Raw genomic sequence first — 18,538 nt, 5'->3', positions numbered from 1 at the left:
TGTGAAAATATTTATATTACTGACGCACCAGCCGGCCCGTCGCCGGCACAAAATCGGTATTGGTGCGCCACGGGTTAATGTCCAGACCGCCGCGGCGGGTGTAGCGCGCGTAAACGCTCAATTTTTCTGGCTGGCAGAAGCGCTGAATATCGCTAAAGATGCGCTCCACGCACTGCTCGTGGAATTCATTGTGATGGCGGAACGACACCAGGTAGCGCAGCAGCTTTTCCCGGTCAATTTTCGGGCCGCGGTACTGGATCTGCACCGAGCCCCAGTCCGGCTGATGCGTGATCAGGCAGTTGGATTTCAGCAGATGGCTGACCAGCGTCTCTTCGACCACCTTGCCGCTCGCCGCGTTTTCGAGGTAGTCCGCGCTGAATTCATAATTTTCCACCTCGATATCCTGATCGTCGATGCAGGTTCCGTTGAAGTGGGCGACCGGCTGGCCTTCCAGCTCGTGCAGGCGATAGAGTGAGACGCTCACCTTTCCCTGCGCGCAGGCGCTTAAATCACGTTCCAGGGTGTGCTGAACGTCGTCCCAGCTGTTGAATTTGGTCTGGTTAAAGCTGTTGAGATAGAGCTTAAAGCTTTTCGACTCGACGAGATTCACGCTGGCGTAGTCCAGCTCAACGTGACCCACCGCCACCTGCGGCAGGCCGCGCGCGTTGAGCCACGAGAGTTCGTACAGCGTCCAGATATCGCCACCCACGAACGGCAGCGCGTCCGCGTGCAGTCCCAGAGGATCGCGGTTCAGGCTACGCGGCACGCCCTGCAGCAGGCTTGCATCGTAGGTATCGCGGTAATCGGTCGATTTACCCAGCGTTAAGCCGGTTAACGCCTGATGATTTTCGTAAGACATGTTTCATAGCCACTTTACAGGTACACTTATGGCCTGAGTTTATCCTGTCTGACAAGAAGAGAGAAATCGGTGGACATCGAAACTGCAAATGCCCTCACTACCTTTACGACCCGCTACTGCGACGCATGGCATGAAAAGCAGGGCACGTGGCCGCAAAGTGCTGATTTATATGGCGTCCCTTCGCCATGCATTATCTCTTCGCTTGATGATTACGTGATCTGGCAGCCGAAGCCGAATTCCGGCGAGCAGAATGTAAATGCGGTTGAACGGGCAATGGACATTGTGGTACAACCAGCGGTTCATGCATTTTATGCCACGCAGTTTGCAGGGGATATGCCTGCGCGCTTTGCGGACATGACGCTGACGCTGTTGCAGACCTGGAGCGAAGACGATCTGCAGCGTGTTCAGGAAAACCTGATCGGTCATCTGGTCACGCAAAAGCGCCTTAAGCTTTCTCCGACGCTCTTTATTGCCACGCTGGACAGCGAGCTGGACGTTATCTCCGTCTGTAACCTGTCAGGTGAAGTGATTAAAGAGACTATCGGTACCCGCAATCGCGAGACTCTCGCCCCCTCTCTTGCGGATTTCCTCACCCGACTTGAGCCCCTTCTGTAATCCATGCTGCTACAGCGCGTGTGAGAGATCTCTTACAAGGTTTGTGAGAGATCGCTGGAACATTCAGTATTACCTCATTAAATTCAGATTAATATCACTCTATTTTTCAATGAATTAGTTGTTCATCCTATTATTTTTAGGGAGTCCCGGCGTCTTACAACTCTGGCTGAGTGGGTTGTAAGACGAAGCGGAATAGCGGATTCTATCTCCGTCGACAGGAAGCCGACACGAGAAACGAACATCAGGATGATGGCGTTTCTCACACAGGACTCGTCAGGATGGCGCTGCAGGAAGGCTTCAGGATGAAGCAAAGTGGATAACGCAGGATGCGTAAGGGACACCTCCAGGAAGGAGAACGAGAGCCGGTCAGGATGATCGGTGGGTCAGGAAGGCCAGGACGTTTCAGGATGAAACAAACGCGTCAGGAAGATGTGTGCAGGATGCGAAAGGTAGACGGATGACCAGGCCTTCGGGCTTCAGGAAAAGTTGTCACGGATGAGCAGGGAGCACGAATTGTAGCTGGAATGCTGCGGAACGAACCGGGAGCACTGTTTTTACAGTGCTCCCTTTTTTTATTTCTGCCTTTCGCAATGCTATGCTGCGCGCCGTTCACATTTTCAGTTGAGGTTACTATGACGCAACACGATAGCGTTCGTGCTCAGTTGCACGCCATCGAAGCCCTTTTGCGCCAACATCAGCTGTGGCAGGAGACCGCGCCGCAGCCAGAAGCGTTCGCCAGCACCCAGCCCTTTTGCCTGGATACGCTGGCCCCGTTTGAGTGGCTGCAGTGGGTGTTAATTCCGCGCATGCACGCCCTGCTTGAGGGGGGGCACCCCTTGCCGCAGGCGTTTGCTGTCTCTCCCTATTATGAAATGGCGCTCGAAGCGACGCACCCTGCGCGCGACGTCATGCTGGTCGAACTGGAAAAACTGGATGCCCTGTTTGCCGGTGAAGATGCATGACGCTTGAGATCCTCTATCAGGACGAGTGGCTGGTGGCGGTGAATAAACCGTCAGGCTGGCTGGTGCACCGCAGCTGGCTGGATCGCGACGAGAAAGTGGTGGTGATGCAGACCGTTCGCGACCAGATTGGTCAGCATGTATTTACCGCCCATCGCCTCGACCGGCCGACCTCCGGCGTGCTGCTGATGGGGCTTTCCAGCGAAGCTGGCCGTCTGCTGGCGCAGCAGTTCGAACAGCACCAGATCCAGAAGCGCTATCACGCGGTCGTGCGTGGCTGGCTGACCGAGTCCGCCACCCTGGACTATCCGCTGGTGGAGGAACTGGACAAAATCGCCGATAAATTTTCCCGCGATGACAAAGGTCCGCAGCCGGCCGTGACGGATTATCGCGGCATGGCGACGACGGAAATGCCGGTAGCCACCAGCAAATTTCCGACCACACGCTACAGCCTGGTTGAGCTTCTGCCCAAAACCGGGCGTAAGCACCAGCTGCGACGCCATCTTGCGCATCTGCGCCACCCGATTATTGGCGACAGCAAACACGGTGATTTGCGCCAGAACCGCAGCGCGGCCGAGCATTTTGGCTGCCATCGTCTGATGTTACACGCAAGCGAGCTCAGCCTGACGCACCCGTTTACCGGCGAGCCGCTGACTATCCGCGCGGGGCTTGACGACGTCTGGATGCAGGCGCTGTCACAGTTTGGCTGGCTCGGACAACTCCCCGAAAATGAAAGGGTTGAGTTTGTATCGGGCAACGTTCAGGATGAAGAGTAAGCGCATTCAATATGGGAAAATAGCATGGCTGAAGTAGGCATTTTTGTCGGCACAATGTACGGCAACTCGCTGCTGGTCGCGGAAGAGGCGGAGGCGATTCTGGCAAGCCAGGGTCATAAAGCCACGGTCTATGAAGATCCAGATCTGGCGGACTGGGAAAAGTATAAAGATAAATACATTCTGGTGGTGACCTCCACCACCGGGCAGGGCGATCTGCCGGACAGCATCGTGCCGCTGTTCCAGGGCATTAAAGACCAGCTTGGCTATCAGCCAGATGTTCACTACGGCATCATCGCCCTCGGCGACAGCTCTTACGCTAACTTCTGCGGCGGCGGCAAGCAGTTCGATGCGCTCCTGCAGGAGCAGAGCGCCCAGCGCGTTGGCGAGATGCTGCTGATTGATGCGGGTGAACACCCGGAGCCAGAAAGCGAATCAAACCCGTGGGTGGAGAACTGGGCCTCACTTCTCAAATAACACGCTGCCCGGCGGCGCTTCGCTTGCGCGGGCCTACGAGTTTTCCAGGCCGGGTCAGGCGTAGCCGCCACCCGGCATTACCCCCCGCCCCAAACGCCATTTCCGTGAACCACCTTCCACTCCTCTGGGCTTATGCCCTAAACAACCTCCCTCACACCCTTTAATACTGTGTTTTTGCACGGTGAGGTGAAGAGGCACTCCTTCATATACTTTTCCGGTCACGATAAAACGGCTTCAGGCCGTACCAAAACGACAAAATCAATCTCATTCTGCTTACCCTACCGGTGCTGTACAGAATGAACCAGGCGAAAGCTATGTTTCAGGAGTGCAACAATGAGTTCATTAAGCCACGCAGCGAGCAGCGCTGAAAAGCGCACCAATGCTCGCTACTGGATAGTGGTGATGCTGTTTATCGTCACGTCCTTTAACTATGGTGACCGCGCCACGCTGTCGATTGCCGGCTCGGAAATGGCAAAAGATATCGGCCTCGATCCCGTGGGTATGGGTTACGTTTTCTCCGCCTTCTCGTGGGCCTACGTCATCGGGCAAATTCCTGGCGGCTGGCTGCTGGACCGCTTTGGCTCGAAACGGGTCTACTTCTGGTCCATCTTCATCTGGTCTGCCTTTACCCTGCTGCAGGGCTTCGTCGATATCTTCAGCGGCTTCGGCATTATCGTGGCGCTCTTCACGCTGCGCTTCCTGGTGGGGTTAGCGGAAGCGCCTTCCTTCCCGGGCAACAGCCGCATTGTGGCGGCCTGGTTCCCGGCGCAGGAGAGGGGAACGGCGGTGGCGATTTTTAACTCCGCACAGTACTTCGCGACGGTGATCTTTGCGCCCATTATGGGCTGGCTGACCCATGAGGTGGGCTGGTCGCACGTGTTCTTCTTTATGGGGGGACTCGGGATCGTCATCAGCTTTATCTGGCTGAAAGTGATCCACGAACCCAACCAGCACCCTGGCGTAAACAAAAAAGAGCTGGAGTACATTGCAGAAGGTGGTGCGCTGATCAACATGGACCAGAAATCCTCGACGGCGAAAGTCCCGTTCAGCCAGAAATGGGCGCAGATCAGGCAGCTCGTCGGATCGCGCATGATGATCGGGATCTATCTGGGCCAGTACTGTATCAATGCCTTGACCTACTTTTTCATCACCTGGTTCCCGGTTTACCTGGTGCAGGCACGCGGCATGTCGATTCTGAAAGCGGGGTTTGTCGCCTCGGTTCCGGCCATCTGCGGCTTCGTGGGAGGCGTGCTCGGCGGGGTCATTTCCGACTGGCTGATGCGCCGCACCGGTTCCCTGAACATCGCGCGTAAAACGCCTATCGTGCTCGGTATGCTGCTCTCCATGACCATGGTGTTCTGTAACTACGTCAATGCCGAGTGGATGATTATCGGCTTTATGGCGATGGCCTTCTTCGGCAAAGGCATTGGCGCGCTGGGCTGGGCGGTGATGGCGGATACGGCCCCGAAAGAGATCAGCGGCCTGAGCGGTGGTTTGTTCAACATGTTCGGTAACATCTCCGGGATTGTTACGCCCATCGCTATCGGCTACATCGTCGGCACCACCGGATCGTTCAACGGTGCGCTAATCTACGTGGGTGTGCACGCGCTGGTGGCGGTCCTGAGTTACCTGGTGCTGGTGGGGGATATCAAACGCGTCGAACTTAAACCTGTTGCGGAGCGTGGCTGATGACAACGCAATCGAGCCCAACCGTCACGGAGATGAAGGTCATCCCGGTGGCCGGGCAGGACAGCATGTTGCTCAATATTGGCGGTGCGCATAACGCCTGGTTTACCCGTAATATCGTCGTGCTGAAAGACAGCGCAGGAAATACCGGCGTGGGCGAGGCGCCAGGCGGAGAGGTGATTTACCAGACGCTGGTCGATGCCATTCCGCAGGTCGTGGGGCAGGAGATTGCCCGCCTGAACAAGGTGGTTCAGCGGGTGCATAAGGGCAATCAGTCGGCAGACTTTGAGACGTTCGGAAAAGGTGCCTGGACGTTTGAACTGCGCGTCAACGCGGTTGCCGCCCTGGAAGCGGCTCTGCTTGATTTACTGGGGAAGGCGCTCAATGTCCCGGTCTGCGAACTGCTGGGGCCCGGCAAACAGCGCGATGCAGTCACCGTGCTGGGCTATCTGTTCTACGTTGGCGATCGCAATAAAACCGATCTCCCCTATCTGGCCCGAACCGCGGGCGACCACGACTGGTATCAGTTACGCCACCAGGAGGCGCTCTCCAGCGACGCGGTGGTGCGGCTGGCCGAGGCGGCGCAGGATCGCTACGGCTTCAAGGATTTCAAGCTGAAGGGCGGCGTACTGCCCGGCGAGCAGGAGATTGAAACGGCCCGGGCGCTGAAACGGCGCTTCCCGGATGCACGGATCACCGTCGATCCCAACGGCGCATGGCTGCTGGATGAAGCCATTAGCCTGTGCAAAGGGCTGGGGGATGTTCTGACCTATGCGGAAGACCCCTGCGGCGCGGAGCAGGGCTTCTCGGGCCGTGAAGTGATGGCCGAGTTCCGACGCGCCACCGGGCTGCCGGTGGCGACCAATATGATCGCCACGAACTGGCGCGAAATGGGGCACGCGGTGATGCTGAACGCCGTCGACATACCGCTGGCGGACCCGCACTTCTGGACGCTCTCCGGCGCAGTGCGCGTGGCCCAGCTGTGCGATGACTGGGGGCTCACCTGGGGCTGCCACTCGAACAATCACTTTGATATTTCGCTGGCGATGTTTACCCACGTTGGCGCCGCAGCGCCGGGTAACCCGACCGCCATCGACACCCACTGGATTTGGCAGGAAGGGGAAGCCCGCCTGACGAAAAATCCGCTGGAAATCACAGAGGGCAAAATTGCCGTACCGGATGCGCCGGGCCTGGGCGTGGAGCTGGACTGGGATCGGATCCAGAAAGCCCATGAGGCGTATAAAAAATTACCGGGCGGCGCACGTAACGACGCGGGCCCGATGCAGTACCTTATTCCCGGCTGGACATTTGACCGTAAGCGCCCTGTTTTCGGACGTCACTGATAAAAGGATTGAATGATGAGTACTTTTTCTACCCCTGTCGTCACCGCCATGCAGATCGTTCCGGTTGCGGGCCATGACAGCATGTTGATGAACCTGAGCGGCGCGCACGCGCCGTTCTTTACCCGCAACATTGTCATTATCAAAGACAATGCTGGCCATACCGGCGTGGGCGAAATTCCGGGCGGGGAGAAGATCCGCAAAACCCTGGAAGAGGCCATTCCGCTGGTGGTGGGCAAAACGCTGGGCGAATACAAAAATGTCCTCAACACCGTGCGCAATACTTTTGCCGATCGCGATGCCGGGGGCCGGGGCCTGCAGACCTTCGATCTGCGCACCACTATCCACGTGGTGACCGGAATTGAAGCCGCGATGCTGGATCTGCTGGGCCAGCATCTGGGCGTTAACGTTGCGTCGCTGCTGGGCGAGGGGCAGCAGCGCAGCGAAGTGGAAATGCTGGGCTATCTGTTCTTTGTCGGCGACCGCAAGCTGACGGCACTGCCGTACCAGAGCCAGCCCGAAGAACAATGCGACTGGTACCGGCTTCGTCACGACGAGGCAATGACCCCGGATGCGGTGGTGCGCCTGGCGGAAGCCGCTTACGAGAAATATGGCTTCAACGATTTTAAACTGAAGGGCGGCGTGCTGGCCGGTGAAGAAGAGGCGGAAGCCATCACTGCGCTGGCAAAACGCTTCCCGCAGGCGCGCGTGACGCTGGATCCGAACGGCGCCTGGTCGCTTGATGAAGCGATCGCGATCGGCAAGCTGCTGAAAGGCGTGCTGGCGTATGCGGAAGATCCATGCGGTGCTGAACAAGGCTTCTCTGGCCGTGAAGTGATGGCGGAATTCCGTCGCGCTACAGGGCTGCCAACCGCGACCAATATGATTGCTACCGACTGGCGTCAGATGGGGCATACCTTATCCCTCCAGTCAGTCGACATTCCGCTGGCTGACCCGCACTTCTGGACGATGCAGGGCTCGGTGCGCGTGGCGCAGATGTGCCATGAGTTTGGCCTGACCTGGGGTTCGCACTCCAACAACCACTTTGATATCTCTCTGGCGATGTTCACGCACGTCGCCGCCGCCGCGCCGGGCACCATCACGGCTATCGACACCCACTGGATCTGGCAGGAAGGTAATCAGCGTCTGACTAAGCAGCCGTTTGAGATCAAAGGTGGCATGGTGCAGGTGCCTTCCACGCCGGGGCTGGGGGTTGAGCTGGATATGGATCAGGTCATGAAGGCCCATGAGCTGTATCAGAAGCACGGTCTGGGCGCGCGCGACGATGCGATGGCGATGCAGTATTTGATCCCCGACTGGACATTCGACAATAAACGTCCGTGCATGGTACGATAAACGCATTGGGACCGCTCCCACGAACGGTCTTTTACGTGGTGTATGCTTAACGTAACGACTATGCGTAAGGATGGCTTATGAAAATTGTTATCGCACCGGACTCGTATAAGGAAAGTTTGAGTGCGCTTGAGGTTGCGACAGCGATAGAACGTGGTTTTCGCGAGATCTTTCCCGAGGCGGTTTATGTGACACTGCCGGTCGCGGACGGTGGCGAAGGGACGGTTGAGGCGATGATCGCAGCAACGCAGGGAAGCATTGTGCATGTTCCGGTGACCGGCCCGCTGGGCGAGCGCGTGGAGGGGTTCTATGGCTTGTCCGGAGATAAGCAGAGCGCCTTTATTGAAATGGCGGCGGCAAGCGGCCTGGAGTTGGTTGCACCTTCGCTGCGTAATCCGCTGAAAACCACCTCCTGGGGCACGGGCGAACTGATTCGTCACGCGCTGGATGCGGGCGTTAAGCATATCATTATTGGCATTGGCGGCAGCGCCACCAATGACGGCGGCGCAGGCATGGTGCAGGCGCTGGGGGCGAAGCTGCTGGACGACAATGAACAGCCTCTTGGGCTGGGCGGGGGCGAGCTGGGAAAACTCGCGCGTATCGACCTGAGCGGGCTGGACAAGCGCCTGGCGGAGTGCCGGATTGAGGTGGCCTGCGATGTCACCAATCCGCTTACCGGGAAGGACGGCGCGTCAGCGGTATTCGGCCCGCAGAAGGGGGCCACATCCGAGATGATCGTCACCCTGGACAACGCGCTTGCGCACTGTGCGAGCGTGATTGCCCGGGACCTGGATATTGATGTGCTAAACCTTGCTGGCGGCGGCGCAGCGGGGGGCATGGGCGCGGCGCTCTACGCCTTTTGCGGCGCGCAGCTGCGCCAGGGCATTGAGATCGTGACCGATGCGCTACACCTGGCCGACCAGGTGGCCGATGCGGATTTGGTGATCACCGGTGAAGGCCGCATTGACAGCCAGACGATCCACGGCAAAGTCCCGGTGGGGGTGGCGAAGGTGGCGAAACGTTTTAACAAACCCGTTATCGGCATTGCAGGAAGCCTGACGGCGGACGTTGGCGTGGTACACGATCACGGCATTGATGCGGTGTTTAGCGTGATCTACACCATCTGCTCGCTGGAAGACGCGCTGGAAAATGCCGGCGAGAACGTCAGGATGGCCGCAAGAAATATCGCGGCGGTGCTGAAAGTGGGGCAGGCATTTTAGCTGTGATTGCCGGGTGGCGGCTTCGCCTTACCCGGCCTACGTTAGTGCACCTGTAGGCCCGGTAAGCGTAGCGCCACCGGGCTTTTATCTCAGCTCCCCAGCACCTTCATCGCTTCGCGCGTCACGTTATCCATTTCATCCAGCAGCTCCAGGAACTCCGGTTCAAGCTCCGATTCCGGCGTACCCGCACGCAGCTGCTGCTCCAGCAGCTGGCAGAGGTTTTTCAGCCGCGGTACGCCGCTGTACCCGCAGCTGCCGTGCAGCTTGTGGATTGCGTCCAGCAGATCTTCCGGGTTTTCACCCACCAGCTGCTCTTCCACCTTATTGCGAATTTCCGGCAGAAACGCGACCAGCATTTGCAGCATGTCGCGGGCGAGATCGGGTTTACCTGCCGCCTGGCGCAGCGCAAGCTGCCAGTCAAAGGTGGCGTTCTGATTAACGCTTATCTCAGCCTGCTCGCTGGAAACCGTGTACGTTCCGCCAATATGACCCGGCTTGTAGCGCAACAGCAGGCTATGAAGTTTCTCTTCATCGATGGGCTTTGCCAGATAGTCATTCATCCCGGCGCTCAGCAGCTTCTCCTTCTGGCCCGCCATCGCGTGCGCGGTGACAGCAATAACCGGCGTTTGCTGCTGATGCGGCAGCTGGTGGATCAGCTCGCAGGCCCGAATGCCGTCCATGCCCGGCATCTGAATATCCATCAGGATTAAATCGAACTGCATCTGCTTAGCCTGTTCAACCGCCTGCGCGCCGCTGGTGCACAGCTCCACATGCTGAACCTGGTCTTCAAGCAATGCGCCAATGAGCTTCAGGTTGGCCGGATTATCATCCACCGCCATCACGCTCATCGGCAATTTTTGCTCATCGTTAATCAGCGGAAGGGCATGCTGGCTAAGACGGCAATATTCCGTGAGCGCGGGCAGCAGGCGGGTCGCAGTGAGCGGTTTAAGCAAGCAGGCGGCGGCTCCGTCATTTTTCAACTCTTCTGCATTCAGCTGCGCGTGGCAAGGCAGCGCCAGCAGCAGGTAGTCGGTCATCGACGCGGCTTTCGCCAGCCGCTCCTGCTGCATGGTCAGCTCGCCGGTGAAGGTGACCGGGATCCCCATCAGCAGGATGTCATAATGCTCAACGGCCAGAGCGGAGAAGGTTGGGCTGTAGACCACCTCCAGCGGCGTGGTGCTTAAGATGTCGAGCGCACACTGCGCCGCCGCAGCGTTAGGTTCAACGTAGGCCAGACGCTTGCCTTTCAGGCAGTCCGTTACCGGGCCATCGGTCAGCACGTTCGGATTGAGGTCCAGATTAATATGGAACCAGAAGGTTGAACCGCGATTTGGCTGGCTGTGGAAAGAGATATCGCCGCCCATCTCGTTCACCAGACGCTGGGTGATCACCAGCCCCAGACCGGTGCCGCCATGACGGCGGGAGATACTGGCATCCGCCTGACGGAACGCCTGGAACAGACGCGACTGGTCGCGCTCCGGAATGCCGATGCCGGTATCGCGGATCTGAACTTCAATCTGGACCTTATTGCTGCTGATCGAGCGTTTCTCTACCAGGACGTCGATATTACCGCTTTCGGTGAATTTAATGGCGTTCCCGACAAGGTTGGTAATGACCTGCTGCAGGCGCAGCGGATCGCCAATGACGTTATCCGGCACGTCGTTTTTAATATTAAGCGTCAGCTCAAGGCCTTTGTCGTGCGACGAGTGCGCGAGCAGCGTCACCACTTCATCGAGCGTGCTGCGCAGCGGGAAGGGGATACTTTCGAGGATCAGCTTGCCCGCTTCCAGCTTGGAGAAGTCCAGCACGTCGTTGATGATCGCCAGCAGGTTGTTGGCCGAGCGTTCAATGGTGTGCAGGTGATCGCGCTGAGTAGGATTCAGCTCGCTTTTCAGGGTCAGACGGGTAAAGCCGATCACGCCATTGAGCGGCGTGCGCAGCTCGTGCGACATATTGGCAAGGAATTCCGATTTGATACGCGCCGCTTCCTGAGCGCGCTTTTTCGCCAAATCCAGCTCAACGTTCTGGATCTCCATCTGCTCCAGCGTTTCGCGCAGGTCGGACGTCGCCTGGTCAACGTTGTGCTGCATCTCTTCGTGATAGGCCGCCAGCGACATCGCCATCGAGTTGATGCCGTTTTTCAGCATATCCAGCTCGCCCAGCATAAACCCTTCCACACGGCTGTCGAGCTGTCCCCGGCGAATGCGGTCAACCGTGTTAACCATGTTGCGGATGGGACCCGTCACGTCGCGCATCAGGCGCCAGCCGAAGATCAGCGCAATGCCGATGCAGAACAGCATCATCACGCCGGAGATGAAAATCTCTTTGTACTGCTGTAGCCGGACCGACTTGAGATCCAGCTCCAGCGCCACATATCCCAGCATATTATTGCTGGATTTGGCGTCGGACTGCGCAGACTCATCGGGGGAATAACTCTCCGACACGATCGGCGTGCGCAGGATCATGATATCGCCGCGCCGCAGTACGGTGAGGTGACGCGGGAACGGCGTACCGTCCGGGATCTTTAAGGCCGCCGGATCGAGATGAAAATTCGAGGTGACAAACAGGCGGTTATGTTCGTCGTAAACGGAAATGGCGCGTACGATGTCCGAGTGGCGGCGGTGGAGTACGCTGATTAACTGCCCAATGGATTCGCGGTTTTGCAGGTTCATGCCGTACTCGCTGGAGACGGCAAGCGGTTCGATAATGCTGGCGCCTGCATCCTCCAGCTGTCGCTGCAAATCGTTATAGCGGTGCACCACAAAGAAGATACTCAACAGCAAACCGATGAGAACGGTGGGGGCGAGGATCAAAATCATCATGCGCGCGCGCAGGCTGTAGTTGGTCATGGCGTTCCGTTATGGGACAATTAAGATAATTATGTTTATGTGAGAAAAATCTCGGCGATGGCGCAATTCTACTCTGCAAAGCGACGCGTGACGACGCGTCAAATCATCACTGTTGAGGCCACGGACCTTGATCCGTTTGGTCAGGGAGTGGCACGCCACAATGGTAAGGCTCTGTTTATAACAGGTTTACTGCCAGCAGAACGAGCAGAAATTACGCTGACGGAAGATAAACGCCAGTTTGCGCGCGGGCAGGTTAAGCGTCGACTCAACGACAGCCCGGAGCGTGTGGCGCCCCGCTGTCCTCATTTTGGCGTGTGCGGCGGCTGCCAGCAACAGCACGCGAGCACAGAATTACAGCAAAAAAGCAAAAGCCGCGCGCTGGCGCGTCTGCTTAAACATGACGTTAACGAAATTCTTGCCGATGAGCCCTGGGGCTATCGTCGTCGCGCACGCCTGAGCCTCAGCTATCAGCCAAAAACGGAGCGGCTGGAGATGGGGTTTCGCAAGGCCGGCTCCAGCGACATCGTTGACGTGAAGCAGTGCCCCATTTTGGTGCCCCATCTTGAGGCATTGCTTCCGGAAGTGCGCATCTGCCTCTCCGGGCTGGACGGCGTTCGCCATCTTGGGCATGTCGAACTGGTCATGGCAAACAATGGCCCGCTGATGGTGCTGCGCCATACCGCGCCGTTGTCGAAAAAAGATCGCGAAAAACTGGAACGCTTTTCGCATTCCCACGACCTGGCGCTTTTCCTTGCACCACAAAGCGAGATACTTGAACAGGTTACCGGTGAGGCGCCCTGGTATGCGTCAAACGGGCTACGCTTAACGTTCAGCCCGCGGGATTTCATTCAGGTGAATGATGGCGTTAACCAGCAGATGGTGGCGAAAGCGCTGGCGTGGCTGGATGTTCAGAAAAGCGACCGGGTGCTCGATCTGTTCTGCGGAATGGGCAACTTCACGCTGCCGCTGGCGCGAGAAGCGGCCAGCGTCGTCGGCGTGGAAGGCGTTGAGGCGCTGGTGGCGAAAGGGCAGGAAAACGCGCGGCAGAACGGCTTGCAAAATGTGACATTCTTTCATCAAAATCTTGAGGAAGATGTCACCCAACAGCCGTGGGCAAAGCAGGGCTTCGATAAAATTTTGCTCGACCCGGCACGTGCCGGTGCCCCGGGCGTGATGGCACATATTATTAAACTCGCGCCGAAGCGTGTGGTCTATGTTTCCTGTAACCCGGCAACCCTTGCCCGGGACAGCGAGGCATTACTCAGCGCGGGTTACCAGATTCAGCGTCTGGCAATGCTGGACATGTTCCCGCACACTGGGCATCTGGAATCGATGGTGTTGTTCGAGCACATCTAATTTGTTTGGCTTGTCGACTTCGACAGGCCCTGGTCCCTAAAGGAGAGGACAATGGTTGCGGTAAGAAGTGCACATCTCAATAAAGCTGGGGAGTTTGACCCACAAAAATGGATCGCAAGTCTGGGAATTTCCAGCCAGCAGTCGTGTGAACGCTTAACCGAAACCTGGGCCTATTGTCTGCGCACCACGCAGGGGCATCCCGACGCCGATCTTCTCCTGTGGCGCGGCGTGGAGATGGTTGAAATCCTGTCCATGCTGAACATGGACATCGAAACGCTGCAGGCCGCGCTGCTCTTCCCCCTTGCGGATGCGGACGTGGTCAGCGAAGACGTGCTGCGCGACAGCGTCGGGAAATCCGTCGTCGCGCTGATCCACGGCGTACGCGATATGGCGGCTATCCGCCAGCTTAAAGCCGCGCACACCGATTCCGTCTCCTCAGAGCAGGTCGATAACGTTCGCCGGATGCTGCTGGCCATGGTGGATGATTTCCGCTGCGTGGTCATCAAGCTGGCCGAGCGTATTGCCCACCTGCGAGAGGTGAAGGATGCGCCGGAAGACGAGCGCGTGCTGGCCGCCAAAGAGTGTACAAACATCTATGCGCCGCTGGCGAACCGCTTAGGGATTGGTCAGCTGAAATGGGAGCTGGAAGATTACTGCTTCCGCTATCTGCACCCGGCGGAATATAAACGGATTGCCAAACTCCTGCACGAGCGCCGTATCGATCGCGAGCACTACATCGAGGAGTTTGTCGGTGGCCTGCGTCAGGCGATGAAAGAAGAGAACGTGCGCGCCGAAGTCTACGGTCGACCAAAACACATCTACAGCATCTGGCGCAAAATGCAGAAGAAACACCTCGCCTTTGACGAGCTGTTTGACGTGCGCGCCGTGCGTATCGTGGCGGAGCGTTTGCAGGACTGCTACGCCGCGCTGGGGATAGTGCACACGCACTTCCGTCATCTGCCCGATGAGTTCGATGACTATGTCGCCAACCCCAAACCGAACGGCTATCAGTCTATTCATACCGTGGTGCTTGGCCCGGGCGGTAAAACGGTCGAGATTCAGATCCGCACCAAACAGATGCATGAAGATGCCGAACTGGGCGTTGCCGCGCACTGGAAATACAAAGAAGGCACGTCCGGCGGGGCGCGTTCAGGCCACGAAGACCGCATTGCCTGGCTGCGTAAGCTGATTGCGTGGCAGGAAGAGATGGCCGATTCCGGCGAGATGCTCGACGAAGTGCGCAGCCAGGTCTTTGACGATCGGGTGTATGTCTTTACGCCGAAAGGGGACGTTGTTGACCTGCCGGCCGGCTCTACGCCGCTCGATTTTGCCTACCACATCCATAGCGATGTGGGGCACCGCTGCATCGGGGCGAAAATTGGCGGGCGTATCGTTCCGTTCACCTATCAGCTGCAGATGGGTGACCAGATTGAAATCATTACCCAGAAGCAGCCGAACCCGAGCCGGGACTGGCTTAACCCGAACCTGGGGTATGTCACCACCAGCCGCGGACGCTCGAAAATTCACGCCTGGTTCCGTAAACAGGATCGTGACAAGAATATCCTTGCCGGTCGTCAGATCCTCGACGACGAGCTGGAGCATATCGGAATCAGCCTGAAAGAGGCGGAGAAATTCCTGCTGCCGCGCTACAACTTCAACGAGCTTGATGAGCTGTTAGCGGCCATTGGCGGCGGTGATATTCGTCTGAATCAGATGGTGAACTTCCTGCAGGCGCAGTTCAATAAGCCAAGCGCGGAAGAGCAGGACGCGGCGGCGCTGAAGCAGTTGCAGCAGAAAACCTACGCGCCGCAGCAGCGCAGCAAGGACAACGGCCGTGTGGTGGTCGAAGGTGTCGGTAACCTGATGCACCACATTGCTCGCTGCTGCCAGCCAATCCCAGGGGATGATATCGTCGGCTTTATCACCCAGGGGCGCGGAATTTCGATTCACCGTTCCGACTGCGACCAGCTTGCCGAGCTTCAGTCCCATGCGCCGGAGCGCATCGTGGAAGCGGTCTGGGGGGAAAGCTATTCTGCTGGCTACTCGCTGGTGGTGCGCGTTACCGCCAACGACCGCAGCGGCCTGCTGCGCGACATTACGACCATTCTCGCCAACGAGAAGGTCAACGTGCTGGGCGTCGCCAGCCGCAGCGATACCCGCGAGCAGCTTGCCACCATCGATATGACCATCGAAATCTACAACCTGCAGGTGCTGGGCCGCGTGCTTGGCAAGCTGAACCAGGTGCCGGATGTGATTGACGCGCGTCGTCTGCACGGCGGCTAAACATCCTCTTCCGTAGGCCGGGTAAGGCAACGCCGCCCCCCGGCATTTTTTCATCAGGACAGAACTATGACTCAAATCGACCGCCTGCTCGGCATCATGAAGCGCCTGCGCGACCCGGAAAACGGCTGCCCGTGGGACAAAGAGCAGACTTTCGCCACCATCGCCCCGTACACCCTTGAAGAGACCTACGAGGTGCTGGACGCCATTTCCCGTGAAGATTTTGACGACCTGCGCGGCGAGCTGGGCGATCTGCTGTTCCAGGTGGTGTTCTACGCGCAGATGGCGCAGGAAGAAGGGCGCTTTAACTTTGACGATATTTGCGCTGCCATCAGCGACAAGCTTGAGCGCCGTCATCCCCATATTTTTGGTGACGCCACCGCAGAAAACAGCACCGAAGTGCTGGCCCGCTGGGAGCAGATCAAAAGTGCAGAGCGGGCAGAAAAATCCCAGCACTCCGCGCTGGATGATATCCCGCTGAGCCTGCCCGCGCTGATGCGCGCGCACAAAATACAGAAACGCTGCTCCGCGGTGGGGTTTGACTGGACCTCCCTCGGCCCGGTGTTGGATAAAGTGCACGAAGAGATTGACGAAGTCATGCACGAAGCGCAGCAGGCGGTGGTGGATGAAGCAAAGCTTGAGGAAGAGATGGGCGATCTGCTGTTTGCGACCGTCAACCTTTCTCGCCACCTGGGGGTAAAAGCGGAAACGGCACTGCAAAAAGCCAACCTGAAATTCGAACGCCGCTTTCGCGAAGTAGAGCGGATTGTCGCCTCGCGAGGCCTGGAAATGACCGGTATTGACCTCGACGCGATGGAAGAAGTCTGGCAGGAAGTAAAGCGCCAGGAATCTGATCTCTAACGAAATTTTGCGATCAAGCGCAATTTGTGTGATTTTTTAAATGACAAGCGCTTGATTTGCGTCAAAAACATTTACCCAAAAGGGGCTATTTTCTCACTCCTTATGTTTGTCATGGCCTGGAATGGAGACGGAGAATGAAAGTTTGTGGCGCTCGCCGTGTTCGGGTATACTACTTTCCCGTCCTGGTTATTCCATCGTTTCACCCTAACTTCTCAGGTTCAGCATGACAACGAACTATATTTTTGTGACCGGCGGGGTCGTATCCTCTCTGGGTAAAGGCATTGCCGCAGCCTCCCTCGCAGCCATTCTTGAAGCCCGTGGCCTCAATGTGACCATGATGAAACTGGATCCGTACATCAACGTCGATCCGGGCACCATGAGCCCAATCCAACACGGGGAAGTGTTCGTTACTGAAGACGGCGCTGAAACCGATCTGGATCTTGGCCACTACGAGCGTTTCATCCGCACCAAAATGACCCGTCGTAACAACTTCACGACCGGCCGCATTTACTCCGACGTTCTGCGTAAAGAGCGCCGTGGTGATTATCTGGGTGCCACCGTTCAGGTTATCCCGCACATCACTAACGCCATCAAAGAACGCATTGTTGCGGGTGGCGAAGGCCACGACGTGGTGCTGGTTGAAATCGGCGGTACCGTGGGTGATATCGAATCCCTGCCATTCCTGGAAGCGATTCGTCAGCTGGCGGTAGACATTGGCCGTGAACACGCGCTGTTCATGCACCTGACGCTGGTGCCATACATGGCCGCTGCAGGTGAAGTGAAAACCAAACCGACTCAGCACTCTGTTAAAGAGCTGCTCTCCATTGGTATTCAGCCAGACATCCTGGTTTGCCGTTCCGATCGTGCGGTGCCGGCGAACGAACGTGCGAAAATTGCATTGTTCTGTAACGTGCCTGAAAAAGCCGTTATTTCAATGAAAGATGTCGATTCCATTTATAAAATCCCGGGCCTGTTGAAATCTCAGGGCCTGGACGATTATATTTGTAAACGATTCAGCTTGAACTGTCCGGAAGCTAACCTGTCTGAATGGGAACAGGTTATTTACGAAGAAGCCAATCCGGCAGGCGAAGTGACTATCGGTATGGTCGGCAAGTACATTGAGCTGCCGGATGCCTACAAGTCCGTGATCGAAGCGCTGAAACACGGTGGTCTGAAGAACCGTGTCTCCGTGAACATCAAGCTGATTGATTCGCAGGATGTTGAAACGCGTGGCGTTGAAATCCTGAAAGATCTGGATGCTATTCTTATCCCTGGCGGTTTCGGCTACCGTGGTGTAGAAGGCAAGATCGCCACCGCGCGCTATGCGCGTGAAAACAATATTCCATACCTCGGCATCTGTCTGGGTATGCAGGTTGCGCTGATCGAATTTGCGCGCAACGTAGCGGGAATGGAAAACGCGAACTCTACGGAATTTGTGCCAGACTGTAAGTACCCTGTTGTGGCGCTTATCACCGAATGGCGTGACGAAGAAGGTAACGTCGAAGTCCGTACCGAGAAGAGCGATCTGGGTGGCACCATGCGTCTTGGCGCACAGGCCTGCCAGCTGACTGACGATAGCGTGGTTCGCAAGCTGTATGGCGAGCCGGTCATCACCGAGCGCCATCGTCACCGCTATGAAGTCAACAACATGTTGTTGAAACCTATTGAAGCCGCGGGCCTGCGTGTTGCGGGACGCTCCGGGGATGATCAGTTAGTCGAGATCATTGAAGTGCCAAACCATCCGTGGTTTGTCGCCTGCCAGTTCCACCCGGAATTTACTTCAACGCCACGTGACGGGCATCCGCTGTTTGCAGGCTTTGTGAAGGCCGCCAGCGACTACCAGAAGCGTCAGGCGAAGTAAAAAAAGTTAGAACGGCAACGCGTACCTTTGGTACGCGTTGTTTGTCTGG

The 18,538-nt window shown here is 57.3% G+C and carries 14 protein-coding genes; 12 read left to right on the top strand and 2 right to left on the bottom strand.

Features of this window, described 5'->3' with window-relative positions:
• Positions 1 to 16: 16 nt before the first annotated feature.
• Positions 17 to 859, bottom strand: coding sequence for an NADPH-dependent 7-cyano-7-deazaguanine reductase QueF (gene queF, locus ACMGGU_RS16630; protein WP_021241894.1), 843 nt, complete (start codon positions 857 to 859; stop codon positions 17 to 19).
• A 69-nt stretch (positions 860 to 928) separates the two neighbouring features.
• Between queF and syd the strand changes: the two genes are divergently transcribed.
• The 8 genes from syd (at position 929) to ACMGGU_RS16590 (ending at position 9,282) form a co-directional block, all read left to right on the top strand.
• Complete coding sequence (gene syd, locus ACMGGU_RS16625) at positions 929 to 1,474, top strand: SecY-interacting protein (protein ID WP_262811455.1); 546 nt, start codon at positions 929 to 931, stop codon at positions 1,472 to 1,474.
• Between the two features lie 632 nt (positions 1,475 to 2,106).
• The gene (locus ACMGGU_RS16620) at positions 2,107 to 2,436 is read left to right on the top strand and encodes a YqcC family protein (RefSeq protein WP_023309024.1); all 330 of its coding nucleotides are present in this window, start codon (positions 2,107 to 2,109) and stop codon (positions 2,434 to 2,436) included.
• Entirely contained in the window at positions 2,433 to 3,209 is a 777-nt protein-coding gene (gene truC / locus ACMGGU_RS16615) for a tRNA pseudouridine(65) synthase TruC (protein ID WP_229226455.1), read from the top strand. The genes ACMGGU_RS16620 and truC overlap by 4 nt, the downstream gene beginning before the upstream one ends.
• Before the next feature lie 24 nt (positions 3,210 to 3,233).
• Positions 3,234 to 3,683: a flavodoxin gene (locus ACMGGU_RS16610; RefSeq protein WP_229226456.1), complete on the top strand. Its 450-nt coding sequence runs from the start codon at positions 3,234 to 3,236 to the stop codon at positions 3,681 to 3,683.
• A gap of 333 nt (positions 3,684 to 4,016) precedes the next feature.
• Positions 4,017 to 5,372: a galactarate/glucarate/glycerate transporter GudP gene (gene gudP, locus ACMGGU_RS16605; RefSeq protein WP_032675441.1), complete on the top strand. Its 1,356-nt coding sequence runs from the start codon at positions 4,017 to 4,019 to the stop codon at positions 5,370 to 5,372.
• Positions 5,372 to 6,712, top strand: coding sequence for an enolase C-terminal domain-like protein (locus ACMGGU_RS16600; protein ID WP_063622376.1), 1,341 nt, complete (start codon positions 5,372 to 5,374; stop codon positions 6,710 to 6,712). The genes gudP and ACMGGU_RS16600 overlap by 1 nt, the downstream gene beginning before the upstream one ends.
• A 12-nt stretch (positions 6,713 to 6,724) precedes the next feature.
• Positions 6,725 to 8,065, top strand: coding sequence for a glucarate dehydratase (gene gudD, locus ACMGGU_RS16595; protein ID WP_420300753.1), 1,341 nt, complete (start codon positions 6,725 to 6,727; stop codon positions 8,063 to 8,065).
• 77 nt (positions 8,066 to 8,142) lie between these two features.
• Positions 8,143 to 9,282 (top strand): glycerate kinase, encoded by a 1,140-nt coding sequence (locus ACMGGU_RS16590; protein WP_420300752.1) that lies wholly within the window; start codon positions 8,143 to 8,145, stop codon positions 9,280 to 9,282.
• An 89-nt stretch (positions 9,283 to 9,371) separates the two neighbouring features.
• On the opposite strand, the gene barA is transcribed toward ACMGGU_RS16590, so the two are convergent.
• Positions 9,372 to 12,131, bottom strand: a complete 2,760-nt coding sequence (gene barA / locus ACMGGU_RS16585; RefSeq protein ID WP_048029196.1) for a two-component sensor histidine kinase BarA — start codon at positions 12,129 to 12,131, stop codon at positions 9,372 to 9,374.
• 57 nt (positions 12,132 to 12,188) lie between these two features.
• On the opposite strand from barA, the gene rlmD reads away from it, so the two are divergent.
• From rlmD to pyrG, 4 genes are all read left to right on the top strand, one after another.
• Positions 12,189 to 13,487 (top strand): 23S rRNA (uracil(1939)-C(5))-methyltransferase RlmD, encoded by a 1,299-nt coding sequence (gene rlmD, locus ACMGGU_RS16580; RefSeq protein ID WP_045908473.1) that lies wholly within the window; start codon positions 12,189 to 12,191, stop codon positions 13,485 to 13,487.
• 51 nt (positions 13,488 to 13,538) lie between these two features.
• Positions 13,539 to 15,770, top strand: a complete 2,232-nt coding sequence (gene relA, locus ACMGGU_RS16575) for a GTP diphosphokinase (RefSeq protein ID WP_008499628.1) — start codon at positions 13,539 to 13,541, stop codon at positions 15,768 to 15,770.
• Positions 15,771 to 15,836: 66 nt separating this feature from the next.
• The gene (gene mazG, locus ACMGGU_RS16570) at positions 15,837 to 16,628 is read left to right on the top strand and encodes a nucleoside triphosphate pyrophosphohydrolase (RefSeq protein WP_032675437.1); all 792 of its coding nucleotides are present in this window, start codon (positions 15,837 to 15,839) and stop codon (positions 16,626 to 16,628) included.
• A 223-nt stretch (positions 16,629 to 16,851) separates the two neighbouring features.
• Positions 16,852 to 18,489, top strand: coding sequence for a glutamine hydrolyzing CTP synthase (gene pyrG / locus ACMGGU_RS16565; protein ID WP_032648095.1), 1,638 nt, complete (start codon positions 16,852 to 16,854; stop codon positions 18,487 to 18,489).
• The last annotated feature ends 49 nt before the right edge of the window (positions 18,490 to 18,538 follow it).

Source organism: Enterobacter sp. BNK-8, from assembly GCF_048685095.1.
GTDB lineage: Bacteria > Pseudomonadota > Gammaproteobacteria > Enterobacterales > Enterobacteriaceae > Enterobacter > Enterobacter quasiroggenkampii.
The sequence above is the reverse complement of the archived record's forward strand: the minus strand, read 5'-3'. Positions and strand labels throughout refer to the sequence as shown.

What these genes read in the sequence shown, in the direction of transcription:
- ACMGGU_RS16600 (WP_063622376.1), top strand. Translation starts at nt 5,372, where the DNA reads ATGACAACGCAATCGAGCCCAACCGTCACGGAGATGAAGGTCATCCCG.
- mazG (WP_032675437.1), top strand. Translation starts at nt 15,837, where the DNA reads ATGACTCAAATCGACCGCCTGCTCGGCATCATGAAGCGCCTGCGCGAC.
- barA (WP_048029196.1), bottom strand. Translation starts at nt 12,131, where the DNA reads ATGACCAACTACAGCCTGCGCGCGCGCATGATGATTTTGATCCTCGCC.
- rlmD (WP_045908473.1), top strand. Translation starts at nt 12,189, where the DNA reads ATGGCGCAATTCTACTCTGCAAAGCGACGCGTGACGACGCGTCAAATC.
- relA (WP_008499628.1), top strand. Translation starts at nt 13,539, where the DNA reads ATGGTTGCGGTAAGAAGTGCACATCTCAATAAAGCTGGGGAGTTTGAC.
- pyrG (WP_032648095.1), top strand. Translation starts at nt 16,852, where the DNA reads ATGACAACGAACTATATTTTTGTGACCGGCGGGGTCGTATCCTCTCTG.
- truC (WP_229226455.1), top strand. Translation starts at nt 2,433, where the DNA reads ATGACGCTTGAGATCCTCTATCAGGACGAGTGGCTGGTGGCGGTGAAT.
- ACMGGU_RS16590 (WP_420300752.1), top strand. Translation starts at nt 8,143, where the DNA reads ATGAAAATTGTTATCGCACCGGACTCGTATAAGGAAAGTTTGAGTGCG.
- ACMGGU_RS16610 (WP_229226456.1), top strand. Translation starts at nt 3,234, where the DNA reads ATGGCTGAAGTAGGCATTTTTGTCGGCACAATGTACGGCAACTCGCTG.
- queF (WP_021241894.1), bottom strand. Translation starts at nt 859, where the DNA reads ATGTCTTACGAAAATCATCAGGCGTTAACCGGCTTAACGCTGGGTAAA.
- gudD (WP_420300753.1), top strand. Translation starts at nt 6,725, where the DNA reads ATGATGAGTACTTTTTCTACCCCTGTCGTCACCGCCATGCAGATCGTT.
- ACMGGU_RS16620 (WP_023309024.1), top strand. Translation starts at nt 2,107, where the DNA reads ATGACGCAACACGATAGCGTTCGTGCTCAGTTGCACGCCATCGAAGCC.
- gudP (WP_032675441.1), top strand. Translation starts at nt 4,017, where the DNA reads ATGAGTTCATTAAGCCACGCAGCGAGCAGCGCTGAAAAGCGCACCAAT.